Here is a 22,859-nt window from a genome sequence, read left to right as displayed (position 1 = left end):
ACAACAGCGGACTGGTTTAACCAGTTGCGAACTGATAAGCAAATGCACCCCACACGACCGCTCCACGCTCGTACGTGGACCAAGCCTTGCGATCTTTTGTCCTTTGGACTAAATCAGGGGTCCCAAAAAGAAGGCGAAGCCTTTGGATTAAGATTATGATTATGGAGTGCAATGACCATGTCATTTCAGAACGGCAACAACACGGTTGTTGCACTCCAAAGCACGCTGGTTCGACTCTCACTCGCTAATAGCCTCGAACGATCTAATATACTCACCTGCAATAAGCATACTTAGTCCGCTATTGTAGTCAATTCCTAAAAGAAAGACCCCGACCTTAGCTTTGTCAAAGGCATAAAAACCGATCCATGGGTATAGCTCAGCAGGTCAAAGTAAGTATCTGGTACTCCCTGAAGATCCTTCGTTCCCTAAACGTTGACAAGCAGGCCCCTTTCCCTATTATTCACCTTGTGAGTCTAAAGATTAAGCTTCCGCTGGTGGTGAGTCTGCTGGTTCTCCTAAGCGTTGCTGGGGTTGGCTACTTTCTCATTCGTTATGAACAAAAGGTGCTTGGAGAGGAGCTTACCCGCAGGGGTGAGTTGTTGGCCAAGCAGCTGGCCGGTGTTGACAGGGTGGCGTTTAATCTTATAGCACGTGATGCCGAACACCTGCGTTTTGGTGATTCGACCCTCTCGTTTAAGCGTTCTTCATCGTCTTTTGAGAAGGAGCGCGTCCTGAGTGCCGCTTTAAGCGAGGCTGTTGAAAGCCGTGGGGTTCAGGAGGCCGTTTTTTTTGATTGGGACGGCTTTCCCGTGCTCTACCTTGATGCGGCTACTGCCGCAGAGCTGGAGGATGAAATCGAAGAGGACGTGGGTTCAGAAGGGGGGGGCTCCCTTTTCCAACATCCCGACTCTATCCATTCAGTCTTGGGCGAACCTGCGGACGGATTTACGTTTACCTCGCCTCTGCTTATAGGTTTCGATACCCTGGGCTTCGCCCAGGTACGTATCGATCCCAGCGTTCTTGACCGCGCGATCCGCGACGCCTTGATGAAGGTTCTACCTGTGCTCGGCGGTATCCTTGGGGTAAGCGTGCTCTTATCCTTGTTATTCAGCATGTTCTTTACGGTGCCCGTATCAAGGTTAAAGAAGCATGCCCTTGAGCTCGCGAAAGGCGACCTTTCCGTCCGTGTCAAGGTGCGTTCACGGGACGAGTTGGGTCTCTTGGGTCGGGTTTTTAACAAGATGGCCCATAACCTTCAGCGCACCTACGATGAAATTCAGGAGAAGCTGGCGGAGATAAGACGGCTCTTTAAGATGGCCACCGAGGACGGCCTGACCGGGCTTTACGTCAAACGCTACTTCCTTGAGCTCCTGGCAGGCGAGCTGCGCCGCTCCATACGCTACGAGAGGCCCCTCTCGCTTTTGATGTGCGACATAGATCACTTCAAACGAATCAATGACACCTACGGCCATCCCGCAGGTGACGTTGTGCTTCGTTCTATAGCTCGTCGACTCTCCGTCGCTACCCGCGAGGGTATAGATCTCATCGGGCGTTACGGAGGCGAAGAGTTTGCGGTGATGCTGCCCGAGACGGACGAGGAGACGGCGTGGGTTATCGCTGAGAGGGTGCGGAAAGCCGTGGGATCGGAACCGATTTCTATGGAGAGTATGGAGGGGAGCAGGAAAGATCAGATTACGGTAACCATCTCAGTCGGGGTAACCACCGTGAGGGAAGCAACGAGTCTGGATCGTCTGATCGCTACCGCGGACCGCGCACTTTATCTGGCAAAAGAAAACGGCCGCAACCGCTCGACAGTCCTTGCCTTAGAAAGATGAGCATCCTTCTAGCGCTCCTCCTAGTTAGCTATCCCAACGGCTGGTTCGGAACCGGCCCTGCCTCGGCGTCGGATGCCGGGATGATGCTTGAGCAGGGGGTCTTTGCCGTTGAGTATAACCCTGCCGGTTTGGCGTGGCTGGATTTGCTCCAGGTCGGTGTGGCGGCCGAGGGTTTGTTCCGTTACAATCTCGCAGGGGTCGCATACAGGTATCAAGACTGGCCCTTAGCTGCCTCGGTACACAAGAATATCCATGACTGGGGTTTCTCGCTCGGTGCCGGTCATCTGACACGTCCCCTTGCAATGGGAGGTGCCTTCAGCGCTTCCTTTGATACCCTGGGTCATGATCAAACCTTCTCTTTGCGTTTTGGGCTTCAGTGGAGGGAGTACGTGGGGGTCTCTCTGGGCCCGAAGTTCTGGAACGCGCAGGATACCGGTCACTTAAGCGTTATGGCACAAGTAGGGGCCGCGGTGCCGATTCCAGTCCCACAGGTTGAAGGATTGGATTTTCTTGTTGGGGCCGCGGGCGAGATCGGGCCTCCCCACTTCCGCATAGGCGGCGGGTTAGCTTACGAGCCATTTGGTGGGGTAAAGATACAGACTGTTGTTACAACCGAGGAGTGGGGGGCAGGCCTTCTTTTAGACAACGTAGATGACCGCGGCGGTCTCTGGGTTCGCAAGGGCTTCATGGAGGAGACCTGGCAGTTCGGCATCGCATACGTGAGAAACGTACGCGCTCAAAGAACCAGGGAGGTGATTGTATATCGCAATCTTCCCGGGCGTGTGGATACGGTCTATCTTGCCGAGGCTGAACCACTTGATCAGGATACCACTACCCGTGTGGTTTCGCGTGAGGTTCGCAAGAAACAGGAGCGCCTTATGGGCAAGGCGAACCGTTACTACGCGGCCCAGCACTACGAGGATGCAATTGCGGCCTGGAGTGAGGTGATTCGGCTTGATCCTTCAAACGATCTTGCCGCACGCGCCAGGGAAGACGTAGAAGAGGTCACCGCTTTGATCGAAACCCTGGAGCGTATCCGCTCCGGCAGAGGGCGCACCATCAGGAGTAAGCCCCAGTAAAACCTTAATCGATAAATAGCACGCCAACTACCCCAAAGTCCCTGGAGGTACACGAAGCAGGTTCAAGGGGTATTCACGCGGTGTTTGTGTGAGGAATCGGATACACCTACTTCCCCAGACCGAGCCAGGCAATGAAATCTACCAACTTTTCCTCTGCTTTGCATACTTAAAAACAAGATAGTTGATGTCCTTCAGAGGGTAAAGAAAAGCGATGAAGAATGTAAGTTGTTTGTTAAATGGGGGTTAAAGACTTAGTTACTGGATATTTCGGAGATCGGGAGAAAGGTCCTGCTATCTGTGCTTTCAAAGAACACGCCGTTGTTGTCGATGGCCACGTAGACGTCGCTGCCGTTATGGTGCGTCTTTATATCCCAGTACCAGTCGCCGAAGTGGTTGTAGTAGCCTTCTCCTGGGTGGTAGCCGCGGGGGATGGAGCCTATGTGAAACCCCACGCTGTCCCAAGGCGGCTTCTTTGGAAGCAGGGTGTCGCCCAACGCATACCAGCTCTCACCGTGTGTATTTGAGTACAGCACGTAGCCACACCCGCAGCCTACGTAGCCGTGTTCATCGTCGTAGAAGTCCACGCTCAGGCAGGGGTGGGGCGAGAGGAAGTGATAAACAGCAATGAGTTCGATGCCAAAGTAGAGGGCGTTGGATCCCATTGCAAGCCATAACTCCCCACTCTCATTTTGAAGGCATCCTCTTTGGCTTCAAGGACTTAGTTGGCTTGACACAAGCCCTAGATCGTGTAGACTTACGTTAATGGTTAAGATAACGCTTGATGGTGTTGCTCGTGACGTTGAAGACGGTGTTCGTCTTCGCGATCTGGCCCCCGATGGGGCATTTGCCGCCGTGGTGAACGGCAGGCCGGTGGATCTTGCCACATCACTTAAGGAAGATGCCGAAATTCGCTGGCTTACGTTCTCAGACGAGGAAGGACGCGAGGTCTTCTGGCACTCCTCCTCGCATCTTCTGGCGCACGCCGTCAAACGGCTTTTCCCCAGGGCTAAGCTTGCGATTGGTCCTCCGATCGAAGAGGGATTCTACTACGACTTCCAGGTCGCCCGTCCGTTCACTGACGAGGATCTTCGCAGGATCGAGAAGGAGATGCGCAAACTTGCCGCACAAGATTTGCCTATCCGGCGTCGTTTATTCCCAAAGGCAAAGCTTGAGCACTACTACCGATTCGTGGGTGAAGACCTTAAGCTTGAGCTGCTTTCAGAGATCGCCGACGAGGAGGTAAGCCTCTACGAACAGGGTGAGTTCCTTGATCTCTGCCGGGGTCCGCATCTGGACGACACCTCCAAGATCGCCGCGTTCAAGCTCCTCTCGGTCGCGGGCGCTTACTGGCGTGGTGATGAGACAAAACAGATGCTTCAGCGCATCTACGGTATATCCTTCCCAACCCAGGAAGAACTGGATGCCTATCTTGCTCGTCTTGAGGAGGCCAAGGCGTCAGATCACCGCGTGCTTGGTCGTCAGCTTGGTCTTTACGAGATATTTGAAGAGGTGGGGCCTGGTCTGATCCTCTGGAAGCCAAAGGGAGCTATTATCCGTCGTGTTATCGAAGACTTCTGGACCGCTGAACACATCAAACGCGGTTACCAGCTGGTATCCACCCCTCACATCGCCCGTGCCGAGCTCTGGAAGATCTCAGGACACTATGATTACTACAAGAAAAACATGTTCTTTACCACTATCGAGGACCAGGAGTACGCCATCAAGCCGATGAACTGTCCGGCTCACATGATGCTTTACCTTGCTACCAAGCACAGCTACCGTGAGCTTCCCATACGCTACGCCGAGCTCGGCACCGTCTACCGCAACGAGCGCTCAGGTGTTCTGCACGGTATGCTGCGCGTGCGCGGTTTCACCATCGACGACGGTCACATCTTCTGCACACCCGAACAAGCTCCGGATGAGATCGCCGGTGTCCTTGACTTCTGTCTGTATATGATCAGGGCCTTCGGCTACAAGGATATCAAGGTCGAGCTTTCGCTTTGGGACCCTCGCAAGTGTGAGAAGTACGCAGGCACCCCCCAGAAGTGGGAAGAGGCGCAGGCAATCCTTGAGAGGGTGCTTGTTGACAACAAGGTTGCCTACAAGGAGATGGCGGGTGAGGCTGTGTTCTACGGGCCGAAGATCGATATAAAGTTTGTAGATGCGCTGGGACGTCCATGGCAGGGATCGACCATCCAGTTCGATTTCAACCTGCCCGAGAGATTCGGCCTTCGCTACGTGGGAGAAGACGGTGCCGAACACGAGGTAAGGGTGATCCATCGTGCGATACTGGGTGCCATGGAGCGCTTTGTGGGAGGTTTGATAGAGTTTTACAAAGGGAACTTTCCTCTCTGGCTCGCCCCGTATCAGGTAGCCGTTCTCACGGTTACAGATGCAGCCAAGGAATACGCATCCGAGGTGGCAGCCGAGCTTATAGACGAAGGGATCCGGGTAGTAACCGAGTTCTCGGCAGAGAAGATAGGTGCAAAGATACGGCGGTTCGAGATCGAGAAGGTTCCCTACATGATCGTGCTGGGAGCACGAGAGGCCAAAGAAGGTACCCTCACCCTGCGAAGGCACGGAGAGGGTGATCTGGGAGCGTTTTCGCTGTCTGGAGCGATTAAACGTCTTAAGAAGGAAATCAAACAACGGAGGTGATAGATTAGAAGACGTTTTACCGGGCCTCCGCCCAAACCAAGACGCCGTCACCGCATAAATCACGAGATCAGAGCCGACTACGTACGAGTAATCGGCATAGACAAGAAGATGATAGGTATCCTTCCCATCAGGGAGGCGATGCGAATGGCCTCTGCTCAGGGGTATGATCTGGTGGAGATGGTCTCCAACGCCGACCCTCCTGTTTGCCGGATCCTTGATTATGGAAGGTTCCTCTACGAGGAGAAGGCCAAGCAACAGGAGGCTAAGAAACATCAGCATACCGTGTCCGTACGGCAGATGCGGCTCACATTAAAGATAAGCGAACATGACTTCGGCACCAAGATACGCAAGATGAGTGAGTTCCTCGAGGCCAAGGATCGCGTTAAGGTAACGGTCAGGTTGCGAGGACGAGAGGTGGTTCACAAGGATCGCGGCCTGGAGATGATAGAGCGCATCCAGGAAAGGCTCTCAGACATCGCTATGCTTGAAGGGAAACCGTTCCTTGAAGGGACTACGAGGCTTTCATGGCAAGCCATGTTCGTTCCTATCAAGGGTTCGAAACGAGACGTTAAGCAAAAAAAACCTGAGGGCAAGAAGAGTGGTTCTGAAAAGAGGCTCACCGCAGTGAGTGAAGAAGGGAAGAGCTAAAGAAAGCTGAGATTATAAGGAGATAAGATGCCGAAGATGAAGACAAAGCGATCATTGGCTAAGCGTGTGAAGGTGACCGGCAAGGGTAAGCTGAAACGTTATAAATCAGGGCACAGTCACCTACTTACCTCAAAGAGCAAAACCCGTAAACGCAGACTTCGTCAGTCGACTACCGTGGAGGGTAGTAACGAAAGACGTATGAAGAAGCTTCTGCCTAAGGTAGGGCGGAGTAAGTGAAAAGGATTTAGGAAGAAGGAGACGGAATGCCACGAGTGAAAGGTGGACCTACAGGTCATGCTCGCATTAAGAAGTGGCGTCGCCATGCAAAAGGCTATTGGGGCGCGAGACACCGTCTGACCCGCAGCATACGCAACGCGGTTCAGAAGGCCTGGGAGATGAGCTATCGTGACCGCAGGCGCAAGAAGCGCCAGATGCGTGCACTTTGGAATATCCGCATCAACGCAGCCTTAAGGCCATTAGGTCTTAACTACAGCCGCTTCATCTACGGTCTCAAGCAAGAGGGGATCGAGCTCTCCCGCAAGACCCTTGCCCAGCTTGCAGTTGAGAATCCGGAGGATTTCGGTGCTCTCGTCGGGAAGGTGAAGGAAGGTCTTGATGCAGGAAAGGCTAGCTCTTCTTAAAAAGCAGGCCCTTGCCGAGATAGCTGCGGCAAGTACCCCTGCCGAACTGGAGAGGCTGAGGATTCGCTATATGGGGCGTAAGGCGGGGGAACTTACCTTGGTGCTGCGTTCACTTGAAGGCTTATCCGAGAAGGAACGCCGCAGCGTGGGTCAGACGGCAAACGCCCTGAAGAATGAGTTGGCTGAGGCCCTAGAGAAACGTCGAGCCCAACTGGAGACTAAATCAGCGAGCGAGGCGATAGATCTAACCCTGCCGGGTCGCAAGCGTTTCATTGGGTATAAACATCCCATTACCCTTGTGACCGATCGGATCGTAGAGATCTTCGTAGGTATGGGTTTTGAGGAGATACTCGGTCCCGAGATTGAAACTGACTGGTATAACTTCGAGGCGCTGAACATCCCTGAGGGCCATCCGGCTCGGGGCGAGATGTTCGGAAACTTCTATCTACCAGGAGGGCTACTTCTGCGTTCTCATACCTCCCCTGTGCAGATTCGCGTTATGGAGAAGATGCCTCCTCCGGTTAGGGTGATCGCACCGGGTCGGGTCTACAGACGCGATGCGTTCGATTCCTCGCACTCACCTGTTTTCTACCAGGTGGAAGGGCTCTATGTGGATGAGGGTGTGAGTCTTGCAGACCTAAAGGGTACCCTTGAGGTCTTCTCGCAGGAGATATTCGGCTCGGATATCGGGGTTCGGTTCTCGCCCTCCTACTTTCCCTTTACAGAACCTTCGGCTGAGCTTTCCATCTCCTGCGTTATCTGTGGCGGTGAAGGATGTAAGGTCTGTGCTCATACCGGCTGGGTTGAGATCCTTGGCTGCGGTATGGTTCATCCTCAGGTGCTCAGAAACGTGGGTTATGATCCTGAGCGGGTCAGTGGTTTTGCCTTCGGTATGGGGGTAGAGCGGATCGCGATGATACATTACCGTATCGATGATATCCGCCACTTCTACTCCAACGATCTTCGTTTCCTCAGACAGTTCCGTGAGACATGAGCGGGTTTTCCTGTGAATTATTTCTCTGTTGGGAGTGGTTGGTTTCTCGGCCTGTTGTGGCGTCGGAACCTGAGGCTTTACTCGATAATCCTTCATTACCATAATGATACGTTCAGGATTACGTAGGATTCTTCCCTTAATCATCTTGGTACTATCCTCAGGATGCGCTTACTTTAACACGTTTTACAACGCTAAGCGTTATTACAAGGAGGGGTTAAAGTATGAGGAGTCAAAAAAGGGCTCGGGTAAAGCCCAGTTCAAGAAATCGCTTGAGAAGGCGGTGATTGTAGCGCGTGATTATCCGGATTCGCGCTGGATAGACGATGCCTTCTTTCTCATCGCTATGAACTACTACTGGATGGAGAACTACGAGAAGGCTCACAACCAGTTTGAGGGATTCCTTGAACATTTCTCCGATAGTCCTTTTACTGAGGAAGCCCGTTACCATTACGCTTTGACGCTTACAGAACTTAAGCAGTACTCCGAGGGGCGCCTGGTTCTTCAACAGATGTTTGATTCGAAACGTTTCAGGCGAGGCGCTCGTTTCAGGTGGGCTTTGGCCTTTAAGGAGGAAGAGGATTGGGATGCAGCGCGTAGCGCATTCAAGGAGTTCCTCGATCGTTACCCGCAAGGTGATCTTGCCAGTGATACACGACTCCACCTTGCCGAGATAGAGCTTGCAGGCGGGGATACCCTTTCAGCTATCAATACCTATGAGCGCTATCTTAAGCGTGCAGAGACGTCCAAGGAGAACTTCGAACGTCTTCTTACCTTGGCTGAGCTTCACTATCTGCAGAAAGACTACGTCACGGCACGTCGAACCTTGAGGAAGATCAATGGGCGCTACAGGGATATCGACGAGAGAAGCGATCTCTTGACAGCCAAGATCGAATTAGCTGAAGGAGACAGCAGTCAGGCAGAGAAGCTTCTTGCCCAGATTCCTTCCGGTAACTCTAGGGCGGAGGCGTTTTTTATACTGGCAAATCTCTACGAGGTTCAGGGGGAATACGATCTTGCCCTTGCTTACTACGATACCTTAACAAGCCGTGAGAGACGCTCGGACTACGCCGCGCTTGCAGAACGTAAGAAGACGCTGCTCCAAGCGCGCGTTTTGGAGCCGGATTCCGCGGATACCACCGAGGTTGATCCTGCAAAGGAACAGTTTCTTTTGGCGCAGACCTACCTTCTGAGTCTTGGGGATTTTGAGCGGGCCCTTGAGGAGTACGCAAAAGTTATTGATGAGTATCCTGAAAGCGAGTACGCTCCCAAGGCGCTTTACGGGATGGCCTGGTTACGCAGATATCGTTTGAACGATACGCTCTGGCATGAGGAGTTCGAGCGCCTGCTTGAGCTTTATCCGGAAAGTAAAGAGGCAAAGGACGCCCGTGAGCTTCTTGGCGATGAAGAAGTATCAAGCGACTCTACTTGAGAACCGCCTGCTGGGTCCAGAAATCTACTCACTTTGGGTGAAGATTGCAGATCTTGGAGAGGTCAAACCCGGGCAGTTCTTTGAGTTTGCTACCGACACAAGGTTCCTGCGCAGGGCTTTCTCTTTGGCGGATCGTGACGGTGATCGGCTGCGTTTCGTTGTGAAAGTTGTAGGTTCAGGAACCCGGTGGCTGGCAGGGTTATCTGCGGGTAGCAAGCTTGACCTGCTTGGCCCGCTCGGAGAAGGAACAAGGATGCCTTCTTCTGGGCCGGTTATGCTTTTGGCCGGTGGGGTGGGGGCAGCGCCGCTTCTTTATCTGGCTCGAAAGCTCAACGAGCAAAGAGTAGAGGTTGATGCTTTGCTTGCCGCAGGCACCGAAGAGGAGCTTATACTTGCCGAGGAGTTCGGCTCCCTTTGCCGTGAGGTGATACTTGCGACAGACGACGGCTCGTGCGGGCAGAAGGGTCTTCTAACCGATATCCTGCCTACTCTCCCTGCCATCCAGGATGTTGAAATATTCTACGCCTGTGGTCCTGAGGCGATGTTTGTAGCGCTTAAACGTCTGAATTTCAGAAAGCCTGTATACGCATTTCTTGAATCCCGCATGGGATGTGGGAGAGGTTTATGTATGGGGTGTGCTGTTCGTGGCCGAGACGGCCGCTATCGCAGGGTCTGTACCGATGGGCCTGTGTTTGACCTTGAGGAGATCGAGTTGTGAACCTGGAGGTCTTTCTTGGCAAGTCCCGTTTCCGCAACCCCTTGGTTCTTGCATCCGGCACATTCGGCTATGGACTGACCTATACCGATGTTATAGATCGGGTAGGTGCATTCGTTACTAAGGGGATCACCGTCCAGGAACGTGTTGGCAATCCTCCGCCCCGCATCTGGGACACCAAAGAGACCGTGGTTAACTCCGTCGGACTTGAGAATGTCGGGTTAAAGCGTTTCAAGGAAGAGATTCTTCCCCGGATAAATACCTCAACACCGCTTTACGTCAATCTCGCCGGCGTCACCATCGATGATTTCCGTATCCTGATTGAGGGCTTACGCGACGAAGAAAAGGTCGCAGGCTTTGAGCTCAACCTTTCGTGTCCCAACGTTAAAGAGGGTGGAGCGGCATTGGGACAATCGGCAGATCGAGTAAGAAAGGTTGCCTCACTTGCCCGATCCCTTACCACCAAGTCTATCTGGGTCAAGCTTACCTCAAACTTCTGTGACGTTCGTGAGACGGCTGCGGCTGCGGCCGATGCCGGCGCAGACGCTTTGGTTCTAATAAACACCCTTAATGCACTCGTCATCGACATCAAAGGAAGGAAGCCTTTTCTGGGCGCTGGCTCTGGCGGGCTTTCCGGTCCTGCTATAAAACCATACGTTCTCTACATCGTTAAAGAGGTGTCTCGACAGATAAATATACCTGTGATCGCATCTGGAGGAGTTACCTCAGGCACCGATGTGGTTGAGTACCTTCTGGCAGGGGCAAGCCTGGTACAGATAGGTAGCATCAATCTGGTTGACCCCCAGGCTTCTCTGCGTATCCTTAAGGGGTTAGAGGGTTGGTTAGAGCGTGAAGGCATTATTTCTGTTTCCGAACTTATCGGAAGATTGGAGGGAATATGACAGAGTTGATTGTTGCAGCTAACCTGCCATCTTTTGAGGAGTTGGCGGCTTTCGTTAAGAAAACAAAAGATCATGTCTCCTACTACAAGATTGATTCAGGACTCTATACCAAAGCAGGCCCTGCTGCGGTAAAGCTCATAAAGGACGAGGGCAAGAAGGTATTTTTGGATCTTAAGTTACACGATATCCCCTCAACGGTGGCCCGCGCAGCGGCTTGTTGCATGGAGCTTGGGGTGGATATGTTCAACGTGCACGCAATGGGCGGTTTTGCGATGATGGAGGCTGTGGTGAAGGAGACCTGGAGTTTTCACAATGGCGCACCGCTTATCCTCGGTGTTACTATCCTTACCTCAATCGACGAGGCGGCGTTTCGAGATCTCTTTGGTTCGCCTTCCAATAGTCTGGAGGAACACGTTCTACTTCTGGCTCGGCTTGCCAAGAGTGCAGGGCTTTCCGGGGTGGTCGCCTCGGCTCAGGAGATCAAAAAGATCAAGGATGTATGCGGTGATGATTTCGTTGTCGTATCACCCGGGATAAGGCTGCCGGATGAGGATGTCGGTGATCAGATGCGTGTTGATACCCCGGCGGGTGCTGCTGCGGCAGGCGCGGACTTTATAGTGGTGGGACGCCCGATACTCCACGCCGACGATCCGGTGGCGGTGATTGAGCGATATAAAAAGGGGCTTAAGAGTGAGTCCGGCTGATCTTTTGATGCTTGCCAAAAAATGTGGGGCGGTGAAGGAGGGGCACTTCCTTCTTACATCCGGCCTGCACTCCGGGGTATACGTGGAAAAGTTTCATCTGCTGGAATATCCTGAAATACTCTCCGAGTTCGTTGAAGCCCTCCTGCCAAAACTTGAAGGGCCCTTTGACCGTGTGGTAGGTCCTGCGCTTGGTGGTATGATCGTGGCCTACGAGGTTGCCAGTCAGCTAGGAATACCTGCCAGTTACGCGGAAAAAGGCCCGGATGAAGAATTTGTAATACGTCGAGGTCATGGGGTATCTAAAGGTGAGCGCGTACTGGTAGTAGATGATGTTATGACCACCGGCGGCTCGGTACGTAAAACCATAGCTGCTGTTCGGGAACGTGGTGGTGAAATTGCCCGGGTTGGTGTGTTGGTGGACAGGGCTGCTGACCCCCCTCGTGATTTCTCCTACGTGTCAGCTCTGCGCTACATTCTTCCCGCTTACAAACCTGAGGAATGTCCCTTGTGCGCCAAGGACTTGCCGCTGTTACGTTTGGGCGGCTCATCCTGAACCATTCTACTTTTTCTTCGGTTTTGCTTTAGTCTTGGCGGTTGTCTTCTTTGTCGAAGAAGGCTTCTTACCGGAAGCCTTGGTTGCAGATTTCTTCGCTCCCTGCGTTTTCTTGGCTGCTCCAGTAGTTGTCTTTTTGGCGCGCAGTTGAGCTTCCAACCTGGCTATCTCGGCTAGCAGTTTCTTCACCTTGGCATTAGCCTTGATAGAGCTGCGTCCGCCCTTCTTGATTATCTCATAAACCACACCGCCTAAAGCCGCGAACTTGTCGCTCAACGCTGTATTGATTCCGAGGATCTCCATATTTACGCGTCCACGCCGCGCAAGATCCTCTGTCTCCTTGATTGCTGACTTGGTAGTCTCCGAAAGCCAATTTGTAACTTCCTTCCACAAATTACTCATGGATTCTCCTTGTAAAGTTTCTCCTGCCTGATATAGGTCTCCACCATTGGCGGCACCCAGTTGTGTATGGATCTCCCCATCGCTATGCGTTTACGGATGAGGGAAGAGGATATCTCAAGAAGCGGCAGGTCAGGAAAGTGGATGCCGGGCTTCGAGCTTCTACCTCCCCTCATCCCTCTGGGCAAAACCACGAGCTCGGCCATCTTCATAATCCGTTCCGGCTCATGCCAGGTGTTCAAGCACTCGTACTCGTCCAGGCCGATGATCAAGAAGAGTTGAGTTGGGGCAAAAAGCGCTTTCAACCGGGCTAATGTGTCAACGGTGTAGGAAAGATCTTCCTTCCACTCGATGTTGGATACCTCGAATGAAGCCTCATCCTCGATCGCCAGTCGCAGCATCTCGGCTCGATCACTGAAGGATGCGTATACTTCCCTGTGAGGCGGGTTCGCGGCCGGGACGAAGAGAACTTTATCAAGTTCAAACATCTCAAGCACCAGTCTCGCATGTATCAGGTGAGCTGCGTGAGGTGGATCGAACCGGCCCCCGAATACACCGATGCGTTCCATTATTTATCTTCAGCCAGACGATCCAGGGTTTTTTGAGCTTTTTTTGACCACTTGGGATTCTCAAGCAGCTCTTCCAGTATGGCTTCTGCCTCTTCTTCTTCTCCGAGTCTGGCTTTGGAAAGGGCCAGGTAGTAGTTTATTTCGGCGTTCGTGGCGCGGGCAAGCGGATATGTACCGACGGTATATTCAAGCATCATTATGGCCGCCTCGTACTCCTTGAACTTGAAATACAGCTTGGCTGCTTCAAGTTCCTTGCGCGCAAGCTTGTTTTCAATCCGACCCAACAGGTTGCGTGCCTGGGAGGAAAACTCGGAGTTGGGATAGCGCGTGAGGAAATCTTCGGCCATGCGCCTTGAGTCCAGGGTGAGGTTTTGTTCGCGGTAGTATGGCTCTGATATCTCGAATGTGGCCTGTGCTGCTTTTAACTGGGCCTCCTCGGCAAAAGCAGAGTTGGAAAACTGCTTGTAGAGGAACTCGTACTCGACGGATGCCTCCTGGAAGCGCTTGAGTTTGTAGTAGCAGTCTGCGAGGTGATATTGGGCCAGCGCTACTTCAGCCTTGAGCGGGTAGTTTAGGACGAAGTGGTTAAGATATTTGGCCGCCTTCCCGTATCTACCTTCATTATACAACGCTTCACCGACGAGTAACACGCTGTCTGCGGGGAGCTTCTCAGGCTTGGGAGGTTTTGCGTATCCAATGACCAGCAGGAGAGCGATGGAAAGTATGACTAATCCTGTGCATCTCATGGTACTTCCTCGCCAAGCAGGGCAAGGCGCTCGCGTGCTCGTTGGACAAGGGCGCTGGACGCGTTCACGCTGAGCTTAAGAACCTCACGGTAAGCCGCCCGTGCACCTTCAATATCCCCATTCTTGAGTCTTATCTCACCTGCGATAAAGTAGATATCATCCCGAAGCAGAGGGGAAAGGGGTACTTGCAGGACCCGGGTGATAATGAGCTCGGCGCTGTCCAACTGGCCTCGATATAAGAGGTCCTTTGCGTAGAGATAGCCGTTTTGACAATAGCGGGGTTCAAGGTAGTAGTGGTGTTCATGCATGGCCTCTTCAGTAGCGATAAACGCATCTCCAGGATCGCCAAGTCGCTCAAGGATAAGTATCAACTTCTCCCACGTAAATGCACGGGTAGTAGAGTCTGAGAGTGTGGCAAGTGTCTTGCGGTAGTAGTATACCGCACGACCAAGTTCACCGTATTTTGAGTAGAGCTCGCCCATAAGGGCGTAGGCATCGCTCATATCTATAGCAGTAGATGTCCGCATCGCCTCCTCAAAACACTCCAGTGCCAGCTCGCGTTCACCTACCTTGCCGAGCTCAAGCCCCCTCTGTTTGTAGGCCAAGGCGACGCTGTCCTCGTAGATGGTGTCTTCGGCCAATAGGGCCTTGAAGTGCATCTCGGTCTCGGGAAGGTCCTTAAGCCCGAGGTATGCCCGGCCAAGCAGATATCTTGCCTCTGTGCTCAATTCTTCTTCGCTGTTGCGCAGGACCACTAGTTCAGCAAGGGCACGCGAGAAGTCACGTTTATCCAAAGCCTCACGGGCCCTGTCCAGAGCTTGCTTGTTACTAGAGCCGCACGCAAGCAACAAAAGCAGTGCCGCGGGTAAGAGGGTCTTAAGCCCCTTCATTCGCCAGCTCCTTGAAGAAGAGTTTAAATATACGTGCCAGAGAACTCGCGGCTTGTGTCGCTGTGGAGGTAATCTCTTCCAAAGTCTCGCCCTTAGTAGGCTGAGGAAGAAAGAGTGCTATGTTGGAGACAACGGAGATGCCAAGAACGCGAACGCCAAGTTGGGCTGCGACTATTGCCTCCGGAACGGTAGACATCCCGACCAGATCACCTCCAATAGTGTGCAGGAACCGTAGCTCGGCAGGCGTTTCAAGGCTAGGGCCGGCAACTGCCACGTATACCCCGGAACGAGGGAGTATCTTCTTCTTAAGACATGCGGCGGTGAAGATATCCATAAGGCCCGGGTCGTAGGTTTGAGTCATTACAGGGAATCGTGATCTGCTATCCTCATGCATGAAGCCTCGCAAGGGATTCGCTCCCATGAGGTTGATGTGGTCGGATATGATTACGATATCTCCGACCTTGAAGTTGATGTTGAGTGCTCCGGCTGCGTTGGTTACGAGAAGTGTTCTTACTCCGAGGGTGTGCAACACACGCAGGGGATATGTGATCTCGGCCATTTGATAGCCTTCGTAGAAGTGTACCCTGCCACGCATCACGGCAAGTGGATAGTTGCCCATGCGACCGATCACAAGTTCGCCCGGGTGTGAGGGTGCGGTCGGGGTGGGGAAATGAGGGATGTGGGAGTAAGGGATTGTGACCGCCTCGTCTAACTCGCCGATTGCGTCTCGCAATCCGGTGCCCAAAACCACCGCTCCTTTAGGGACAAGATCGGTTGTGGAACGGATAAACTTCAGGCTTTCTTCAATTTGCGGCTTCATCGCTGAGGGTTTCCTTCTTCAATCTTTCAAGTATCCTTCTGTAGCTGTCAAGTGTGGTTTCCATCTCTTCAAGGAATGCAAGCCTCTGGCCGTTGAGACTGCGGACAGCGGACTTGATTCCTTCAAATTCCTCCTTTGCGTGACTTAAGATTGTTTCTGCCTCCTGTTTGGCCTGTTCTTTAATTCGCTCAGCGTCCTCTTCGGCACTTTTTCGCAGTCGCTCGGCTGTCTCGTGGGCTTCTTCAAGTGTTTGCGTCAGCACTTGTTCCATCTGGCGGAACTCGGTAGCCCGTTCCTCCAACTCGGAGACCTTGCTATTAAGAAGCTCTCTCTCGGTCTCAAGTCCCTCCAACACCGTTGCGACTTCGTAGAGAAACTCACGTACCTCCTTGAGATCTGCACCACGCAACGCGGAACGGAACTGTTTTTTCCGTATCTCAGTCGGTGATATCTTCATCTATAAAGTCTACCGACAAGAAGCTCGCTGTCAATGCCGTCTGGTCTGTGCGCCGACAGATAGTTACCAGGCGCAGACCGAAGGGATGGTGGCGATCTCATAGGGGGCAGTATCCGAAGGCTTATCTCTAAGTGTTTATCACCCACCTCTCCGTATGCAAGGCGTTCAAAGCTCGAATGTGGCACGGACTCCCCACTCCGTTCAGAATATGATTGCTCCGATCTTTAGGCTACGCTCACCTTGATGAAAGCTTTATCCACTCCCCCCTTCTCGGCGACCTCAACCCCCTACTACCTGGTAACGATGTGTTGACCCTGGACGACTTTAGATAAGGCATTGCAGTTACGAAATAAGGCTCGGTTAGGGCGTTATATCAGTCCTCGTCCAGCCGGAAGAGGCGGATCGCGTTCGCGGTCGTCGCCTCTCGTAACTCCTCTGGGTTCATACCACGCACTTCGGCTATCCCTCTCATCACGTCCACCACCAAAGCCGGTTCGTTGGCTTCGTCCTTGTGATGCTTGGGTGGCGCCAACATAGGGGAGTCTGTCTCCACAAGTACACTCTCAAGCGGCACGATGCGAACAAGTTCTGCAAGCGGCTTGGCATAGGTATGTGGGCCACCGAAAGAGATGAAGAAACCCAGCTCAATAGCGCGCTGAGCCTGTCTGGGGGTACCGGTGAAGAAATGAATCATCCCTCCCACATCACTCGCCGCCTCTTCATCCAGGATCTTAAGGACGTCGTTGGTGGCTTTACCGTCGTGGATCACAATGGGCAGGTTAACCTCCCGTGCAATCTGGATGTGCTCGCAAAGTTGATCCTTACGCCTGGCAAGATCCGGAGGTTTGCCTTGCCGGTAATCGAGACCGATCTCTCCTATACCTACAACACGCGGTTCATCCCTGCATAAGCGAACCAGGCGCTCAAAGGTCTCGGTCATTGAATCATCAGGATGTGCGGCAGCCAAGACAACAAACAGATTGTCATGTTTTTCTGCCAGCTTAAGGGTCGCCTCCCAGAACCTCGGAACCTGCGCGATTGCGATTATCGTAACCCCCAACTCGGCCGCACGACCTATGCGTAGCTGAGCATCGTTGATGTCTTCTCTATCCCTTCCAAAAAGATGAGCATGTGCGTCTATATAGCGGATACCAACCACTTATCTCTCCAATCGTTTTTGCCCTCCAATTCCTCTGATCCATGAGAAAGGGGACTCAAGAAAATTATTCTAACGAGGATAATGAAGGTGTCAAGTTAAAAACAATCCCCACCATGGAAGAGTCCACCAACCGAGATGGTGAATTTTATTGCTGATAACGCTGGGGGTGAGTTTTCCCTGCGTGAACGTAACGAATGGGTTGTAAATTCCTCACTCCAGGGTTACTACGAATATCACGTCGGTTTTACGCTGTAGCCTGTAGGAGGGCTTGAATCGCCACTGAAGCATGGCTTTCTCAAGTTCCGAATCCCAGGCAGTTCTCCCGCTTGATTGGATAACCGTGACATCCTCGATTAGACCTTTATCGTTCACCACTATCGCAAAACGTGCGGTGACATAGGCGATGTCCTTCTCCTTCATGTTTTCTTCAAGATCAGGCAGGATGTGGCTCTCCAGATCGTTAAAACCTAGCTCACCTGAGAGGGTGAAGTTGATGCCCATTGGAGCGGTGCTGTCCCGAGGAGGAGGCATTTTCGTCTGGTTAGCCAGGATCTCATCCACCGAGGTGAAGGCGGCTGGGTGGAAGTCTTCCCGTCCCTTCGCTTTGATAATGGAGGTGCCACCCTTCCCGGGTTTGCGCGCTATGTAGCGGAACTCGACCGTATCCAGGCGCAGGCTGTCGCGAGATGATCTAAACAACCAGCCGCGTAAGGTCGTGATAATCGTTGTGTCCCATTCAGGGACTTTGCTTTCCTCTAAAAGCACCGGCTCCTTTACGATCGCTCCTGAGCGATCTATCTGTATAAAAGCAACTGCGCTGAAGGTTCGGGAGGTATCAGCTTTCATCCCTTCTGTTACCGTAGGGAAGATTGTTGTAATCAGCTCGTCGGATGCGGCATCACCCCAGAGGATGAACCCGCTGCCTTGGGCTCCCCCAAGATAGGGGATAAGCTCACGGGTGCTGTCCTTCTCAGAACCCATGAGTGTTAATAAAATCAATGCAATCACGATGGAATAATAACGTCCTTAGCCCCTTCTGTCAAGTGTGAGGGAATCTTCTATCCTCATGGTGGGGTAAGTTTGACATAGCTGGGGGTATTGACTAGAATTCATTGATGTCCCCATCTATCTACAAGACACGGCGCTGGATCAGTGAGTCTGTGGACGATCGGCTGGTGAGAGATTTTGCTTCCCACCAGGGTATTCCATATCTGCCTGCATTGGTTTTGTGGAAGCGCGGCTACAGGGATGAGGATGCGGTTACTAGGTTTCTGAATCCATCTTTAGAGCATCTGCACGATCCCTACGGGTTGCCCGATATGGAGCGAGGGGTTGAGAGATTGCTTGATGCGCGGAGTAAGGGAGAGAAGGTTCTGGTTCACGGCGACTACGACGTTGACGGCGTTACAGGGACTGCCCTTCTGGTGCGTGGACTTGCCAGGTTAGGGATCGGGGCTGATTTCTATCTTCCTCACCGGATGCGCGAGGGCTACGGGCTCTCTGCCAAGGCGATAGATGCAGCCAAAGAACACCAGACATCGGTGATTCTCACGGTGGACTGTGGTATCACGGCGATCGAGGAAGCACTGCTGGCAAAAGAGGCCGGGATCGATCTTGTGATCACCGATCATCACGAGCCCGGCGAGGAATGGCCCGAAGCCATTGCTGTGGTTGATCCCAAGAGAGCGGACTCAACCTATCCCTTTGCAGAGCTTGCCGGGGTTGGTGTGGCATACAAGCTTCTTGCCGCGCTTTCTGGGCGTGCGGGGGAATCTCTGGATGCTCTCAACCAAGATCTCGATCTTGTTGCCCTCGGCACCATCGCCGATGTAGCACCCTTGATTGACGAGAATCGGGTCTTTGCAAGCTTCGGACTCCAACATATCCCAAAAACCGATAAGGTGGGTGTTAAAGCGCTTCTTGACGTCTCCAGACTCGCCGGGAAGCCTATAACCGCCTCCAATGTAGCCTTCGGCTTAGCACCTCGCTTGAACGCCTCAGGTCGTATGGCAGACGCCCTAGAGGCTCTGAGGTTACTTCTCACCACCGACCCTGAAGTTGCACAGTCCCTTGCACTCAAGCTGGATCACCTTAACCGCAACCGCAGACAGACCGAGGATTTGATCCTTGAAGAGGCTCGGATTCTCGCCGAACACCAGATCAGGGAAACTGATCCACGCGTGCTTGTTTGCTATCGTCCCAACTGGCATGAGGGTGTCATCGGGATAGTCGCCTCTCGTCTGGTGGATGATTTCTACCGACCAACCATCATGTTTGCGGAAAAAGAAGGCAGGCTTAAGGGATCAGCTAGAAGTGTACATGGATTTCACCTTTATGATGCCCTGGTTGCAGTGCACGAGCATCTGGTTACCTTCGGCGGGCACGAGGCCGCGGCAGGGCTGGTTCTGGAAAAGGCAAAACTTGCCCGCTTCACCCAGGCGATAAACGAACATGCCATGGGATACCCTCGTGAGGTTTTCGAACCCCGGCTCTATCTTGAGGCCGAGGTCCAGCTTGGCGATCTTGATGCTGAAACCACCGCCTGTTTCGAGCGCTTTCGTCCTTTCGGTGTGGGTAATCCTGGGCCTTCTTTTGCCACTCGTGGGCTGGAGGTGGTTGGGACTCCACGGGTGTTTGGGCGTAACCATCTCAAGTTTACCGTGCGCAAGGATAAAACCACCATGCCCGTTCTTGCGTTCGGTAAATCCGACCTTATCCTTAAGCTCGAGGCCGGACGCAAGGAAGCAGTGGATCTTGCCTACCGGATCGCTGAAGATAGTTACTGGGGAAAGAAAAGAATGCAGCTTATAGCTCAAGACCTCAAGCTGCGCTACGAACCGGAGGATTTTGATGCCTGAGAAGGCGTGGCGCTTGATTTCCAAGGACGGATTGAGGTTCTACCTTCTTGATCCTTCACCGGACGTAAAACTTTTGTTCACGACGCGCCGGAGCAGAGACAACGATCCGGATCACAACCTCGATTTGGACGGTCAGCTTCTATCTGCGGGCTGGAATGATTCCTTGGTAACCATGAATCAGACCCATTCCAATCACGTAGTTCATGTGGATGGCCCTGGTGAGATCAAGGCTGATGGATGTTTTACCACCCAGGAAAACCTTGCACTCTCGGTCCGGGTTGCGGATTGTGTGCCAATCTTCGTATGGAGCGAGAAGAGATCGCTGATCGGTGTGATCCATGCCGGTCAGCGAGGGACGCTTTCAAAGATAGTCCTGCGGTTCGTTGAGAAGATCCAGAAGGAGGGCATATCTTCCCATCGTCTACGCTACTCACTTGGTCCCTCGATCGGCAAGTGCTGTTACAGGGTGGATGAAGAGGTTCTTGAGGCATTTCGAAAGACCTGGCCTGAGGCGAATCGGTTTTTTAGCAAGACATCTAAGGGGCTTTATCTTGACTTGCGCTCGGCCAATCGCTTCCTCCTTTCATCCGTTGGAGCGGTTGAGGGCGCGTCGCTTGATCTCTGCACCTCATGTGAACGTCGCCGGTTCTACTCTCACCGACGTGAGCGGGGGGCAGGGCGTAACTGGGGCATCATCGTCCGCCGATCGAGCCAATGATAAATCTTATTGACATCTGGCTTGCTTTCCCTATTCTCGGTCTATGAGAACAACTCGCCCCCCGCTGTCCCGAATCTCTCCGGTGATGCTTATCGCTGTCACGATCTTGTTTATAACCATCGTGCCCTTTTTATCCCGGTGGGAGGAGTTTGCCGGAGCCGGTGCGCTCTGCGTCGTGCTTGCATTTTTAGGCCGCGCAGGATGGAGATTCTGGGGAAGATACCTCAAGATATCACTTCCCCTGATCGTGCTCAGCGTTTTCTTCAACTGGTTTCTCAACCGCTCCAAGGGTGCAGACGCGGTTTGGACTGCGTCAATAATAGGCGCTCGTTTCGCTTTGGCGCTTTTCTTCTCCTTGCTCCTCGTTTACGTCTGTACCCGCGAAGAGCTGGTATGGGGCCTGGCAAAGCTCTCTGAGAAGCTTTTTCGCCGCCCCGTCATCGGTGAAGTTCTTGCTTTGGCGCTTCTCTCCATACCGTTTTTTCTTGAGTCTTTATCCAAGGTCAGGAGATGGAAGGAGGTTCCCGAAGCCGTCGCGGGTGTCTTCGGGGATGCACAGGGTATCGTTACCCATCCTATCGAGATCAAAGGCAAGCAGCCCGGATGGGTGCTGTTTTCAGCGAGTGTGGTTCTTCTGGCTGCAGCCGTGGTGGTGAGATGAGGCTTGCGGCTGTTATAGAATACGACGGCACAAACCTCTTCGGCTGGCAGATTCAGCCGGAGCGGGTAACGGTGCAGGGCGAGATCGAGAACGCCCTTAAGCAGATTACAGGAGAAGAGATTCGAATAACCGGCGCCGGACGCACCGATGCAGGGGTACACGCCCTGGCTCAGGTGGCGTCTTTCGATTACAAGGAATCGCTTCCTCCTGATCGCCTCCAGATAGCATTGAACTCGGTTTTACCCAGATCGATCTTCATCAAATCTATTGAGGAGGTTTCGGATTCCTTTGATGCGAAGCGGGATGCTGCATCTAAACTCTATCGCTACCGTATCATCCGTGCTCGCTCGCCTTTGCGGAGAGCCGCCGCCTGGGAGTATCACTACCCTCTGGATATATCTAAGATGCGAGCCGCCATCGATCTCTTGGTCGGGGAGCACGACTACGCAGCACTCTGTGAGGTCGAGGATCCACGCCCTTCTATCACCGTAGGCTCAGTGGATATCAGAGAGGAGGGCGATGAGATAATCATAGAGGTGAAGGGGAGATCCTTCCTTTACAAGATGGTTCGAAGGATGGTGGGGGTTATGACCGAGTGTGGACGCGGTATGATAGAACCGCAGATCATACCAGAATTGTTCAACCGCACCAAACCTGTGCAGACCATCACTGCCCCTGCAAACGGCCTGGTGCTTGTGAAAGTAGTCTATCCTAAGGAGGCGTAATGGAACTTTACCTTGACACAGGAAACATAGACGAGATACGTGAGATAGCCGGTTGGGGGGTGGTTGATGGGGTAACCACCAACCCTACGTTGCTTTCCAGGGAGCGCGACCGCGGCGACTACCGCGCGCTCCTTAAAGAGATATGCGACGTTGTTCAAGGACCTGTCTCTGCAGAGGTTACAGCTCTCGATGCCGATGGTATGGTGAGGCAGGCACAATCACTTTCCAAGATATCAGAACACATAGTGGTCAAGATCCCCTGCATCCCTGAGGGACTTAAGGCGACAGGTGTGCTCTTCGAGGAAGGAATCCACGTGAACATGACCCTTACCTTCTCTCCGCTTCAGGCGATCCTTGCGGCGAATGCCGGTGCCGCATACGTTTCACCATTTGTGGGCCGCCTTGACGACATAGGCCATGAGGGCATCAATCAGGTGGCTCGCATAAGAGAGATATTTGACAACTACGGCATCGATACCCAGATCATCTTTGCCAGCACCCGTCATCCCGAGCACGTGATGCAAGCGGCACTGATCGGTGCGGATATCTGCACCATGCCTGCCAGGGTTTTCCGTCAGATGGTAAAGCACCCACTAACCGACATCGGTCTCAAACGGTTTCTAGACGACTGGGAGAAGACCGGTTTCTCGATAGAGTGATTTTGCCCGAAGGCAAAATCACTCTAAATATTTTGAGGAG

General features: G+C 52.9%; 25 protein-coding genes. 16 read left to right on the top strand and 9 right to left on the bottom strand.

Translation table 11 applies throughout. From position 1 onward, the window contains the following. The first annotated feature begins 365 nt into the window (after positions 1-365). Complete coding sequence (locus tag CEE36_00285; protein ID TKJ44216.1) at positions 366-1,835, top strand: hypothetical protein; 1,470 nt, start codon at positions 366-368, stop codon at positions 1,833-1,835. Next, positions 1,832-2,914 (top strand): hypothetical protein, encoded by a 1,083-nt coding sequence (locus CEE36_00280; GenBank protein ID TKJ44215.1) that lies wholly within the window; start codon positions 1,832-1,834, stop codon positions 2,912-2,914. The genes CEE36_00285 and CEE36_00280 overlap by 4 nt, the downstream gene beginning before the upstream one ends. 251 nt (positions 2,915-3,165) lie before the next feature. On the opposite strand, the gene CEE36_00275 is transcribed toward CEE36_00280, so the two are convergent. Further along, complete coding sequence (locus CEE36_00275) at positions 3,166-3,576, bottom strand: hypothetical protein (protein TKJ44214.1); 411 nt, start codon at positions 3,574-3,576, stop codon at positions 3,166-3,168. Between the two features lie 100 nt (positions 3,577-3,676). Between CEE36_00275 and CEE36_00270 the strand changes: the two genes are divergently transcribed. From CEE36_00270 to CEE36_00225, 10 genes are all read left to right on the top strand, one after another. Then, positions 3,677-5,572 (top strand): threonine--tRNA ligase, encoded by a 1,896-nt coding sequence (locus CEE36_00270; protein ID TKJ44213.1) that lies wholly within the window; start codon positions 3,677-3,679, stop codon positions 5,570-5,572. A 54-nt stretch (positions 5,573-5,626) separates the two neighbouring features. Next, the gene (locus CEE36_00265; GenBank protein ID TKJ44212.1) at positions 5,627-6,220 is read left to right on the top strand and encodes a translation initiation factor IF-3; all 594 of its coding nucleotides are present in this window, start codon (positions 5,627-5,629) and stop codon (positions 6,218-6,220) included. A gap of 27 nt (positions 6,221-6,247) precedes the next feature. Then, complete coding sequence (locus tag CEE36_00260; GenBank protein TKJ44211.1) at positions 6,248-6,457, top strand: 50S ribosomal protein L35; 210 nt, start codon at positions 6,248-6,250, stop codon at positions 6,455-6,457. 26 nt (positions 6,458-6,483) lie between these two features. Further along, entirely contained in the window at positions 6,484-6,861 is a 378-nt protein-coding gene (locus tag CEE36_00255; GenBank protein TKJ44210.1) for a 50S ribosomal protein L20, read from the top strand. Then, complete coding sequence (locus CEE36_00250) at positions 6,836-7,855, top strand: phenylalanine--tRNA ligase subunit alpha (GenBank protein TKJ44209.1); 1,020 nt, start codon at positions 6,836-6,838, stop codon at positions 7,853-7,855. Before CEE36_00255 ends, CEE36_00250 begins: the two co-directional genes overlap by 26 nt. Before the next feature lie 103 nt (positions 7,856-7,958). Then, positions 7,959-9,284 carry a hypothetical protein gene (locus CEE36_00245; GenBank protein TKJ44208.1) on the top strand — a complete coding sequence of 442 codons (1,326 nt, stop codon included), beginning with the start codon at positions 7,959-7,961 and terminating at the stop codon, positions 9,282-9,284. Beyond that, positions 9,181-10,002 carry a hypothetical protein gene (locus tag CEE36_00240; GenBank protein ID TKJ44207.1) on the top strand — a complete coding sequence of 274 codons (822 nt, stop codon included), beginning with the start codon at positions 9,181-9,183 and terminating at the stop codon, positions 10,000-10,002. The genes CEE36_00245 and CEE36_00240 overlap by 104 nt, the downstream gene beginning before the upstream one ends. After that, positions 9,999-10,901, top strand: coding sequence for a dihydroorotate dehydrogenase B catalytic subunit (locus tag CEE36_00235; GenBank protein TKJ44206.1), 903 nt, complete (start codon positions 9,999-10,001; stop codon positions 10,899-10,901). The genes CEE36_00240 and CEE36_00235 overlap by 4 nt, the downstream gene beginning before the upstream one ends. Beyond that, positions 10,898-11,605: an orotidine-5'-phosphate decarboxylase gene (gene pyrF, locus CEE36_00230; protein TKJ44205.1), complete on the top strand. Its 708-nt coding sequence runs from the start codon at positions 10,898-10,900 to the stop codon at positions 11,603-11,605. Before CEE36_00235 ends, pyrF begins: the two co-directional genes overlap by 4 nt. A gap of 7 nt (positions 11,606-11,612) precedes the next feature. After that, the gene (locus CEE36_00225) at positions 11,613-12,158 is read left to right on the top strand and encodes an orotate phosphoribosyltransferase (GenBank protein TKJ44451.1); all 546 of its coding nucleotides are present in this window, start codon (positions 11,613-11,615) and stop codon (positions 12,156-12,158) included. A 6-nt stretch (positions 12,159-12,164) separates the two neighbouring features. On the opposite strand, the gene CEE36_00220 is transcribed toward CEE36_00225, so the two are convergent. The 8 genes from CEE36_00220 to CEE36_00185 all read right to left on the bottom strand — a co-directional run bounded on the left by CEE36_00220 (position 12,165) and on the right by CEE36_00185 (position 18,206). Then, a complete protein-coding gene (locus CEE36_00220) occupies positions 12,165-12,560 on the bottom strand; it encodes a hypothetical protein (protein TKJ44204.1) in 396 nt (131 codons plus the stop codon). Continuing rightward, a complete protein-coding gene (gene nadD, locus CEE36_00215) occupies positions 12,557-13,126 on the bottom strand; it encodes a nicotinate (nicotinamide) nucleotide adenylyltransferase (GenBank protein TKJ44203.1) in 570 nt (189 codons plus the stop codon). The genes CEE36_00220 and nadD overlap by 4 nt, the downstream gene beginning before the upstream one ends. Next, the gene (locus CEE36_00210; GenBank protein ID TKJ44202.1) at positions 13,126-13,872 is read right to left on the bottom strand and encodes a hypothetical protein; all 747 of its coding nucleotides are present in this window, start codon (positions 13,870-13,872) and stop codon (positions 13,126-13,128) included. Before CEE36_00210 ends, nadD begins: the two co-directional genes overlap by 1 nt. Further along, a complete protein-coding gene (locus CEE36_00205) occupies positions 13,869-14,762 on the bottom strand; it encodes a hypothetical protein (protein TKJ44201.1) in 894 nt (297 codons plus the stop codon). Before CEE36_00205 ends, CEE36_00210 begins: the two co-directional genes overlap by 4 nt. Further along, the gene (locus CEE36_00200) at positions 14,749-15,582 is read right to left on the bottom strand and encodes a purine-nucleoside phosphorylase (protein ID TKJ44200.1); all 834 of its coding nucleotides are present in this window, start codon (positions 15,580-15,582) and stop codon (positions 14,749-14,751) included. Before CEE36_00200 ends, CEE36_00205 begins: the two co-directional genes overlap by 14 nt. Continuing rightward, complete coding sequence (locus CEE36_00195; protein ID TKJ44199.1) at positions 15,566-16,039, bottom strand: hypothetical protein; 474 nt, start codon at positions 16,037-16,039, stop codon at positions 15,566-15,568. Before CEE36_00195 ends, CEE36_00200 begins: the two co-directional genes overlap by 17 nt. A gap of 373 nt (positions 16,040-16,412) precedes the next feature. Beyond that, positions 16,413-17,198 carry a hydrolase TatD gene (locus CEE36_00190; protein ID TKJ44198.1) on the bottom strand — a complete coding sequence of 262 codons (786 nt, stop codon included), beginning with the start codon at positions 17,196-17,198 and terminating at the stop codon, positions 16,413-16,415. A gap of 210 nt (positions 17,199-17,408) precedes the next feature. After that, complete coding sequence (locus CEE36_00185; protein TKJ44197.1) at positions 17,409-18,206, bottom strand: hypothetical protein; 798 nt, start codon at positions 18,204-18,206, stop codon at positions 17,409-17,411. 107 nt (positions 18,207-18,313) lie between these two features. Here CEE36_00185 and recJ point away from each other — a divergent pair, with 107 nt between their 5' ends. The 4 genes from recJ to fsa all read left to right on the top strand — a co-directional run bounded on the left by recJ (position 18,314) and on the right by fsa (position 22,819). Next, positions 18,314-20,056, top strand: a complete 1,743-nt coding sequence (gene recJ / locus CEE36_00180) for a single-stranded-DNA-specific exonuclease RecJ (protein ID TKJ44196.1) — start codon at positions 18,314-18,316, stop codon at positions 20,054-20,056. Further along, the gene (locus tag CEE36_00175; GenBank protein TKJ44195.1) at positions 20,049-20,774 is read left to right on the top strand and encodes a hypothetical protein; all 726 of its coding nucleotides are present in this window, start codon (positions 20,049-20,051) and stop codon (positions 20,772-20,774) included. Before recJ ends, CEE36_00175 begins: the two co-directional genes overlap by 8 nt. 510 nt (positions 20,775-21,284) lie before the next feature. Further along, on the top strand, positions 21,285-22,160 hold the full coding sequence (locus CEE36_00170) for a tRNA pseudouridine(38-40) synthase TruA (protein TKJ44194.1): 876 nt from the start codon (positions 21,285-21,287) through the stop codon (positions 22,158-22,160). Further along, positions 22,160-22,819: a fructose-6-phosphate aldolase gene (gene fsa / locus CEE36_00165; GenBank protein TKJ44193.1), complete on the top strand. Its 660-nt coding sequence runs from the start codon at positions 22,160-22,162 to the stop codon at positions 22,817-22,819. Before CEE36_00170 ends, fsa begins: the two co-directional genes overlap by 1 nt. The last annotated feature ends 40 nt before the right edge of the window (positions 22,820-22,859 follow it).

This window comes from candidate division TA06 bacterium B3_TA06, from assembly GCA_005223075.1.
In the GTDB taxonomy this organism is placed as follows: domain Bacteria; phylum Hydrothermota; class Tepidihabitantia; order B3-TA06; family B3-TA06; genus B3-TA06.
Note: the sequence above shows the minus strand (reverse complement) of the source record. Positions and strands in the feature narration are given on the sequence as shown.